The sequence below is a fragment of the Corallococcus exercitus genome, from assembly GCF_003611585.1.
Lineage (GTDB): Bacteria > Myxococcota > Myxococcia > Myxococcales > Myxococcaceae > Corallococcus > Corallococcus exercitus.
In genome coordinates, this window is sequence record NZ_RAVW01000396.1 from 1 (window position 1) to 9,173 (window position 9,173).

The following is a 9,173-nucleotide window of genomic DNA, read 5'->3' on the forward strand; positions in this document are numbered from 1 at the left end:
GAGCTTTATCGTCGGCAGCGTCAGATGTGTATTAGAGACAGTCAAGGAACTGTGCTGCGGGACGGGTGATGGCGAAGCCACCGGGGTCCCTTACGTTCCAGGTTGCCACATGCGTGACCGGGCCGCCTACCACCTCGGCCTCACCGGCCTCGCCGCGTGTCTCCGCCTCACCATGATGGATGCAGAGGTGGACGCGGGCGTGGGCGGACTCCGCCAGCCGCTGGGCCTCCGCGTGCAGGTCGCGCAGGGCATGAAGGGTCTGGGCGGGTGCGGTGTCCGCGGACAGGGGCTGCACGCCCAGGAGCGTGGTGCCCGTCTGGAGCGCCAGGAGGAAGCCCTCCGCGCGCAGGCCCTGCTCCAGTGTGTCCAGCACGCTCGCGAGCGCGGCGTACGCGGTGTCGTCGTCCTGGTCCGTGGAGGGCAGCACCACCTCCGCGTTCACCGCGAGCACGGCGCGCGTCTGGCCCTCCACCTGGCCGGGCTCCTCGGCGGCCTCGCGCAGGGCGGTGAGGAAGGCGTTCACGCTGGGGTAGCGGCGCGTGGCGTCCTTGTCCATGCAGCGCAGCACCACCGCGTCCATGGCGGGTGACACCGGCGCGCGCACGCTGGGGCGCGGCGGCGGGGCCTCCAGGTGCATCCGCTCCAGCTCCAGCCGGTCATCGGACTGGAACGGGTAGCGGCCGGTGAGCAGCTGGTAGAGCAGCACGCCCAGCGCGTACACGTCCGTGGGCGGACCGATGCGCCCACCCCGGAACTGCTCGGGCGCCATCGCATGCGCGGTGCCCAGGCGCTGGCCCGCGGTGGTGAGCCCCTCCTGGCCGGGCTCCTGCTGGATCAGCTTCGCGATGCCGAAGTCGAGCAGCTTCAGCCGGGGCTTCTCCCCCTCCTCCACGACGAGGATGTTGCTGGACTTGAGGTCGCGGTGCACGACGCCCGCGCGGTGCGCCGCCTCCAGCGCGCCGCAGATGGGCTCCAGGTACGCCAGCGCGCGGGACGCGGACAGCCGCCCGCGCTCCTGCACCACCTGGCTCAGGGTGCGCCCGGAGAGCAGCTCCATCACGTAGTAGGGGCTGCCGTCCGGCATCAGCCCGAAGTCGTAGACGTCCACGATGTTCGGGTGGTGGATCTGATTGACGACGCGCGCCTCGCGCACGAAGCGCTGGAGCATCTCCCCCTGGTCCGCCAGGTGCGAGTGCAGCACCTTCACCGCGGCGAGCCGTCCCAGGATGCGGTGCTCCGCTTCGTAGACGCTGCCGTGGCCGCCGGCGGCCAGCATGCCCTTGAGCACGTACTCGCCCGCGAGCGTGCCCGGCCCGCGCTCGGGACGGCTGGGTGTGTCGTGCCCCTTGTCCGTGGCGTTCGCGGCCGCGCGCGCCTGGATGCGGAAGGTGCTCTCGGAGTCCGCCGCCATGAATATCCCGCACCCTACCATCCACGGGGTGGGTCGCGAGTACCCGTGCCGGGTTGGCTGCCCTGCTTGCCTGTCTGCCCGTTCACCAGGAGTCACGCTCCCCATCCTGAAGGTGTAGGGACGTTCATTGGAAGCCGTTGGGGTATGGTTGCGGTCCGGGCCAAGGCTTTGGGCCCCACACGGAGCGCGGCGTCATGCACGACAGGCGGCGAGGAGATTGCCGGCCCGAGCGCAGGGGAACGCTCGGGGGCTGGCATACATGATGACGTTGGTGGACGAGCTCACGACCTGCGCGGGCCAGTCGATGACGGCCCCGTCCTCGACCGGGGCGTGCCTCATCCTCATCAGCACCACCACGCCGGCGGCCATCGGCAAGGCGTACCGGCTGGAGCCAGGCGAGCACGTCATCGGGCGCGGCTCGGAGGCGGAGGTGCGCATCGACGACCACGGGGTGTCGCGCAAGCACGCGCGCATCCTGCGCAAGCCGGACGGCTCGTGCCTCGTCACCGACCTGGAGTCCACCAACGGCACGTTCCTCAACGGGCTGCCGGTGTCCACCGCGGAGTTGCAGGAGGGCGACCGGCTCCAGGTGGGCACGGTGACGGTGTTCCGCTTCTCCCGGCGCGAGGTGCTGGAGCAGCGCGAGGAGCAGCTCCGGCAGGCGCTGTCCGCCGCGCGCGTGGGCATCTGGGACTGGAACGCGAAGAGCGGGCAGGTGACGTGGAGCGAGCACGTGGACCGGCTCCTGGGCCTGGCCGTGGGCAAGCTGTCCGGCCGCGCCATGGACCTGGAGGAGGTGGTGCACCCGGCGGACCTGCCCCGGCTTCGCGCGGGGCTGGCCACGGCGCTCCAGCAGCGCTCGCAGGTGGACGTGGAGTACCGCATCGAGCCCGCGGGCAGCGGCTACCGCTGGATTTCGTGCAAGGGCGACGTGCTGCTGGACGCGGCGGGACAGCCCGCGCGGGTGACGGGCACGGTGATGGACATCACCGCGCGCAAGCAGGCGGAGCAGGAGCTGCACCGCCAGGCGCTCATCTTCGAGAGCATCTCCGACGGCGTCGTCATCACGGACCTGGCGGGCGGGGTCATCGACTGGAACACCAGCGCGGAGCGGATGTTCGGCCGAAGCCGCAAGGAGGCCATGGGGCAGACGCTCTTCAGCGTGCTGCACCCCGGTGAGCCGGACCGGCTGACGGGCGCCATCCTCACCGCGCTGGAGGTGCACGGGCGCTGGAGCGGGGAATTGGAGTTCCGCCGCGCGGACGGGATGGCGTGCGTCTGCGAGTCCGTGGTGGTGCCGCTGCGCGACGCGGAAGGGCGCATCATCGCGAACATCATGGTGCACCGCGACCTGAGCGAGCGCCGGCAGCTCCAGGCGCGGCTGGTGGTGGCGGACCGGCTGGCCAGCGTGGGCACGCTGGGCGCGGGCGTGGCGCACGAAATCAACAACCCGCTGGCGTACATGCTGGTGAACCTGCACCTCATCCGCGAGGGGCTGGAGAAGCTGGAGGCCCAGGGCGCCCCGTCGCAGCCGGTGGCCTCCATCCAGCAGCTGGTGCGCGAGACGACCGAGGGCGCGGAGAGAATCGCGACCATCGTGCGGGATTTGAAGGTCTTCGCGCGCGGCGAGCAGGAGTCGCGCCCCATGCCGGTGGACGTGCGCCGCTCGGTGGAGCTGGCGTGCAAGATGGCGGACAACGTCATCCGCCACCGCGCGCGGCTGGTGACGGAGTTCGAACCCGTCCCCGCGGTGGAGGCGAGCGAGGCGCGGCTGTGCCAGGTGTTCCTCAACCTGCTGCTCAACGCGGCGCAGGCCATCCCGGAGGACCCGTCCTCCGTCACCGAGCATGAGATTCGCGCCATCATCCGTCCGGGCGAGCCGGGCAAGGTGGTGGTGGAGGTGCGCGACACCGGCGTGGGCATGACGCCGGAGGTGCTGGGGCGCATCTTCGATCCGTTCTTCACCACGAAGGCGGTGGGCGTGGGCACGGGGCTGGGGCTGTCCATCTGCCACGGCATCGTGGAGTCCATGGGCGGCTCCATCCACGCGGAGAGCACGCCGGGCCAGGGCAGCACCTTCCGCGTGGTGCTGCGCTCGGCGGCGCACGAGCCGGACCTCTACCCCCGGCTGTCGGCGACGGCGCCGGCGGGGGCGCGGGCGCGCATCCTGGTGGTGGATGACGAGCCCAACGTGACGGTGGCGCTGCAGCGCTCGCTGGCGACGGAGCACGAGGTGGCCACGGCGAACAGCGCGCAGGCGGCGCTCCGGCTGGTGGCTGAAGGCAGCCGCTTCGACCTCATCCTCTGCGACGTGATGATGCCGGGGATGACGGGCATGGACCTGTACTTCGAGCTGGGGCGCTCGGCGCCGGAACAGGCGGGGCGCATGGTGTTCATGACGGGGGGCGCGTTCACGCCGCGCACGATGTCGTTCCTGCGCGACGTGCCGAACCTCAAGCTGAGCAAGCCGCTGGACCTGACGCAGCTGCGTGAGCTGGTAGGACGCTCGGCGGAGGCGTCTCGATGAGTGCCTCCTCCGGCCACCCCGCGGCTCCTCCCGAGGTCGCGGTGGGGCCGGTGGAGCCGGTGCCCGTGACGGAGGCCGGGCTGGGGCTCGCGGCCGCGGCGGCCTCCCAGGGCCGGGAGTGGACGGCCCGGTCGCTGGGGATGGGGTTGCTCATCGGCGCGCTGCTGGCCGTCACCAACCTCTACATGGGGATGAAGACGGGCTGGTGGGACTCGGGTTCCATCACCGCGACGGTGCTGGGGTTCAGCGGCCTGGCGGCCTATGGGCGCAGGCGCGGCGTGCCGTACACGCCGCTGGAGAACAACCTCACGCAGACGGCCGCGTCGGCGGTGGGCGCGATGCCCGCGTCGGCGGGACTGCTGGGCGCGCTGCCGGCGCTGGCCCTGCTGGGCACGGGCGTGCCGGGCTGGGGCATCGCGGCCTGGGGCCTGGTGCTGGGAGTGGTGGGCGTGCTGGTGGCGGGACTGCTGCGGCGGCGCCTGCTGGAGCAGGAGGCCCTGCCGTTCCCCACGGGCATCGCCACGGCGGAGCTCATCTCGGCGCTGCACGCGGCCACGCCTACGGAGGCGCAGGGCACGTCCGAGGGTACGCCGCTGTACCTGGGCGCGCGCGTGGACTGGGCGCAGTCCGCCCCGGAGCTGCGCGTGGACAACAACACCTTCATCAAGGGCGCCGTGGGCGAGGGCCATGGCCCCGACCTGGTGGTGCGGTCGATGAAGGGCCCCACCAACCTCCCGGATTCCTATTCGTTCCCCGCCGAGGCGCAGGTCTGCAACGTGGGCACGGGGGACCTGTATGGCTCCGCCTACCTGGAGCTCTTCCTCGCCACGGAAGCCGAGCTGACAATCCCGCCGATGTCCGGGCCCTACCCCATTCAAACCCAGGCCCCGCTGGGCGGGACGACGGTGTTCTCCCTCTCCGCCGGCCAGTGCCAGACGGTGGCGGTGAACGCCGACCGCCACCTGCCCCAGGGGGCGCAGCCGGGTCAGCCCCTGTACCTGGGCGCGGCCATCGACACGTTCAGCCACGTCCAGGAGCTGAACGAGGACAACAACACGTTCATCCAGGGACTGGTGGGCACGGGACCGGAAGCGGACCTCGTCATCACCGACGTGCGCGCGCCCGCGAACCTCACGGATGGCCAGGCCTTCACCGCGACCTACAAGGTCTGCAACCGGGGCAACGCCCTCGCGCATGACTATGGGGTCTCGCTGTTCCTCTCCACGGAGACGGAGCCACCTGTGTCGCGGCCGCCGCCGGCGCCGCCCGTGTACGCGGAGCCGCCGCGGGCCCATGCCTTCCTGGGCCGCGCCCTGCCCTACGCGGCGCTCGAGGCCGGCCAGTGCACGACCGAGAGCTCCACGTTCCACGCCATGCGTCCCCCTGACGCGATGCCCTCGCCGTTCGCGCGGTCCCTGAACCTGAGCGCGGTCGTGGACCTGCCTCAGCCCGAGCCGCGCACGGACAACAACGGCTTCGCCGCCGGCATCGTCGGCCTGGGCAGCGGGCCGGACCTCGTCATCACCGAGCTCCAGGGGCCCGCCAGCGTGCGGCCCGTCGAGCGGTTCACCACCACCGTGAAGGTCTGCAACGTGGGCACGGGGATGATGAACGGCGGCGCGTACGTGGATGTCTACGCGAGCGTGGACGACACCCTGCCGGCGCCGGACCCGTTGGCGCCCCTGAACCCCTTGCCGATGGGCAGCCATCGGATCGTGGGGAGCGCGATGGTGCCGCCGCTGAGCGCGGGTGCCTGCGCCACGCGGCAGATCACCGGGTGGGCGGAGTTGCCGCCCCTCGCGATTCCGTCCCGTCCGCTGTACCTGGGGGCCATCACCTATCAGGCGCCGCAGGCGCAGGAGTTGCGTCTGGACAACAACACCCGCGTGGCGGGCCCCTTGAGCGTGGGCAACGGGCCGGACCTGGTGGTCACCTCGGTGGAGGCCCCTGACACCGTCGCGCCGTGGGAGCCGTTCGCCACCACCGTGCGCGTCTGCAACGTGGGCACCGACTCCGTGAGCTCCACCGAAGTGGCGCTCGTCATGTCCGCGGAGGAGACCTGGACCCTGCCTCCGCAGGGCTTGCCCGGGCCGTATACCAACGACCCCAGCCAGTACGTGGCGGGGTTCCTGAACGTCGCGCCGCTCCAGGCCGGGCAGTGCGTGAGCACCCTGGGGATGTTGTCCGTCGCCCAGCTCCCGGGAGCCTCACCGGGCCAGCCCTTGTACCTGAGCGCCGCCGTGGATCCGTTCCAGGGCCGGGCGGAGCTGCGCGAGGACAACAACGTCTTCGTGAAGGGGCGCCTGGGGGTGGGGTGGGAAGCCGACCTGATCATCACCGCGCTGACGCCGCCCGTCAGCATCCTGCCGGGCCAGCCCTTCACCACCACCCTCACCGTCTGCAACCAGGGCTCCCAGCCCTCGTGGAGCGATACCCTGGTGACACTGCACCTGCTGCACGTCCCCGAGCTGTCCCTGTCGGCGCAGGGCGCGCCCCGGCCGCCCCAGGATGAGTTCCTGAACGAGGTCTTCATTCCCGGACTGGCCGCGCACACCTGCAGCACCCTGCCGGTGACCAGCAACTTCAACGGGGCCCCGTGGCAGGAGCGCACGTACTACGTGGGGGCCACCGTGGACCGGCTCTGGAACACCCCGGAGGTACGCAAGGACAACAACACCTTCGTCGGGCCGCGCGTCGGCGTGGGGTCCGCGCCGGACCTCGTCATCACCGCGGTGGGCGGGCCGGCGAACATGGCGCCCTCTGGCCAGGCGCCGGTCTCCGTCACCGTCTGCAACCAGGGCACGCAGCCCTCCCCCATGCAGCGGGTGGATCTCTACATCTCCACGGAGTCCACGCCCCCGCAGCTGCCCATCCCCGGGGGGCCTCCGGATCCCAACTCCGGCGTGTACCTGGTGGGGATGGTGGACATCCCGCCCCTGCCCGAGAACGCATGCGTCACTCGGGAAGACATCCTCCACTCCAGTCCACTGTCGTCGGGGCCGGAAACGCCCCTTTTCCTGAGCGCCGTCGTACACGCCACCTGGCCTCCCAGCTACGAGCTGCGCACGGACAACAACGCCTTCGTGCGGGGCCGCATCGGCGTGGGGTACGCGCCGGACCTGGTCGTCACGGAGGTCACCGCTCCGTTCGCCGTGCGCGGAGGGGAGATGTTCCTCACCACCGTGACGGTCTGCAACCAGGGCACGCAGCCCTCGTGGGGGAACAACCAGCTGGACCTCATCCTGTCCACCCAGCCCACCCTGGCGTTCCCGGACGACATGTCGGCCTCCTCCACCCAGGTGTCCCTGGGCCAGGTGGACGTGGGGGAGCTGGCCGCGGGGGTCTGCACGACGCGCCAGCTCTTCACCTCCACATACACGCTGCCCGGCTACCAGTCCTCCGGGCTGTTCTACCTGGGCGCGCTGGTGGACTCGCAGCGGTCGGTGGTGGAGCTGCGCGAGGACAACAACGCCTTCGTCGAGGACTTCCTCGCGGTGCTGCCGTAGCCCCTCCACACGGCACGTAGGACATGCGGGCGTCGGCCGGGGCCTTCACGAGCCCCGGGCGGCGCCCGCCGCCGTTTCACGCACGGCTCAGCGGGCGGTGGTGCCCGTCCACTCGCGGTACCACGCCACCAGCCGGGCCACGCCCGCGTCCACGGACACACGCGGCCGGAAGCCCGTCTCCGCCTCCAGCCGCGAGGTGTCCGCCCACGTGGAGACCATCTCCGCGGGCTGCGCGGGCACGGACGTCACGCGGGCCTTCGCACCCCAGTGCCGCTCCAGCAGACCCACGAAGTCCCCCAGCGCCACCGGCTCGCCGTGCCCCACGTTGAGCAGCCGGTGCGGCGGACTTCCCGCCGGCGGCCGGTCCAGCACGCGCAGCACGGCCTCCGCCACGTCGTCCACGAAGGTGAAGTCGCGCCGCATCCGCCCGTTGCCGTGCAGCCGCAGGGGTTCGCCTTGCGCCAGCGCGCGCAGGAACAGGAGCGGCGCCATGTCCGGACGTCCCCACGGCCCGTACACCGTGAAGAAGCGCAGGCCGCTGGCGGGCAGCCGGTGCAGGTGGCTGTACGCGTGCGCCATCAGCTCGTTGGCGCGCTTGGTGGCGCCGTAGAGGTTGAGCGGCTGATCCACGGGCGCGTCCTCGCGGAACGGGGCGGGCGTGGCCGCGCCGTACACGGAGCTGGAGGACGCGTAGACCAGGTGCTGGACGCGCGCCTCGCGGCAGGCCTCCAGCACCCGCACGAAGCCCGTCACGTTGGTGTCCGCGTACGCCGGGGCCTCCGCGTCCGGGGCCCGCACGCCCACGCGCGCGGCCAGGTGCACCACGCCCTCCGGACGCGCGGCCGTGAACGCTTCGCCCAGCCGGGCCGCGTCGGTGATGTCCCCGGGCAGGAAGGTGAAGCCGCGCGCGCCGGACAGCCGCTGGAGGCGGGAGCGCCGGAGCGCCACGTCCCCGGGGGCCGCGTCCAGCGCGTCCAGGCCCACCACCGTGTCACCCCGGGCGAGGAGCCGCTCGCAGACGTGGGCACCGATGAAGCCCGCCGCGCCCGTCACCAGGACCCGCATGCCCCCCTCTTCCCGCGCGCAAGGAGGCCTGCCGTCACGGCACCACCTGCACCGCGTCGATGACGGCCCGGCGCAGGAACGAGTTCCAGTCCGTCGCGGACTGGTAGGCGCTCACGATGGGCTGCGAGCGGAACGTGTCCGTCCAGAGCACCTGGCCGTTGGGGTCCACCATGCCCAGCCGCAGCACCACGTCCACGCGGCCCAGCACCGTCGCGCCGGACACGTCCAGCCAGTCCAGGATGACCACCACCGCGGCCTCGGCCTTGTTCTGCTGGACGAAGGAGGACACCTCGTCCGTGAGCGGCACCGGGGCCGCGGACTGGCGCGTGGCCACGACCTCGAAGCCACGCGAGAGGAGCTCCGACTCCGTCTGGCGGGCCAGCACCGTGCGAGGGTTGCTCTCCCCGATGATGTCCTGGCGGAACGTGCCTGTCGGCAGCACGTCCACGCGCGAACCCGCCACCACCACCACCTTGCGGATGGCTCCCTCCGGGCGCACCTGCCGGGCGGCGCAGGCCGGAAGGACGAGGGACACCAGGAGGAGCGGAAGGAGTCGTGCGGGGCGCATGCCGTCACGCTAGGCCACAAGCGGCGAGGCCTCCACCCCGACCGCACCGCCCGCCCGTCAATCAAACAACCCCTGATTGACGGGCGGGCGGTGCGG

At 71.9% G+C, this 9,173-nt stretch carries 5 protein-coding genes; 2 read left to right on the top strand and 3 right to left on the bottom strand.

Features of this window, described 5'->3' with window-relative positions:
• Nucleotides 1-31: 31 nt before the first annotated feature.
• Nucleotides 32-1,411 carry a serine/threonine-protein kinase gene (locus D7W79_RS46535; RefSeq protein ID WP_120529400.1) on the bottom strand — a complete coding sequence of 460 codons (1,380 nt, stop codon included), beginning with the start codon at nt 1,409-1,411 and terminating at the stop codon, nt 32-34.
• Nucleotides 1,412-1,673: 262 nt separating this feature from the next.
• Between D7W79_RS46535 and D7W79_RS33445 the strand changes: the two genes are divergently transcribed.
• Both D7W79_RS33445 and D7W79_RS33450 read left to right on the top strand, forming a co-directional pair.
• Nucleotides 1,674-3,938 carry a serine histidine kinase EspA gene (locus tag D7W79_RS33445; protein ID WP_167497772.1) on the top strand — a complete coding sequence of 755 codons (2,265 nt, stop codon included), beginning with the start codon at nt 1,674-1,676 and terminating at the stop codon, nt 3,936-3,938.
• Nucleotides 3,935-7,444: an OPT/YSL family transporter gene (locus tag D7W79_RS33450; protein WP_120529402.1), complete on the top strand. Its 3,510-nt coding sequence runs from the start codon at nt 3,935-3,937 to the stop codon at nt 7,442-7,444. The genes D7W79_RS33445 and D7W79_RS33450 overlap by 4 nt, the downstream gene beginning before the upstream one ends.
• Nucleotides 7,445-7,531: 87 nt before the next feature.
• On the opposite strand, the gene D7W79_RS33455 is transcribed toward D7W79_RS33450, so the two are convergent.
• Nucleotides 7,532-8,509, bottom strand: a complete 978-nt coding sequence (locus D7W79_RS33455; protein ID WP_120529403.1) for an NAD-dependent epimerase/dehydratase family protein — start codon at nt 8,507-8,509, stop codon at nt 7,532-7,534.
• 34 nt (nt 8,510-8,543) lie between these two features.
• On the bottom strand, nt 8,544-9,077 hold the full coding sequence (locus D7W79_RS33460) for a hypothetical protein (protein ID WP_120529404.1): 534 nt from the start codon (nt 9,075-9,077) through the stop codon (nt 8,544-8,546).
• Nucleotides 9,078-9,173: the final 96 nt, after the last annotated feature.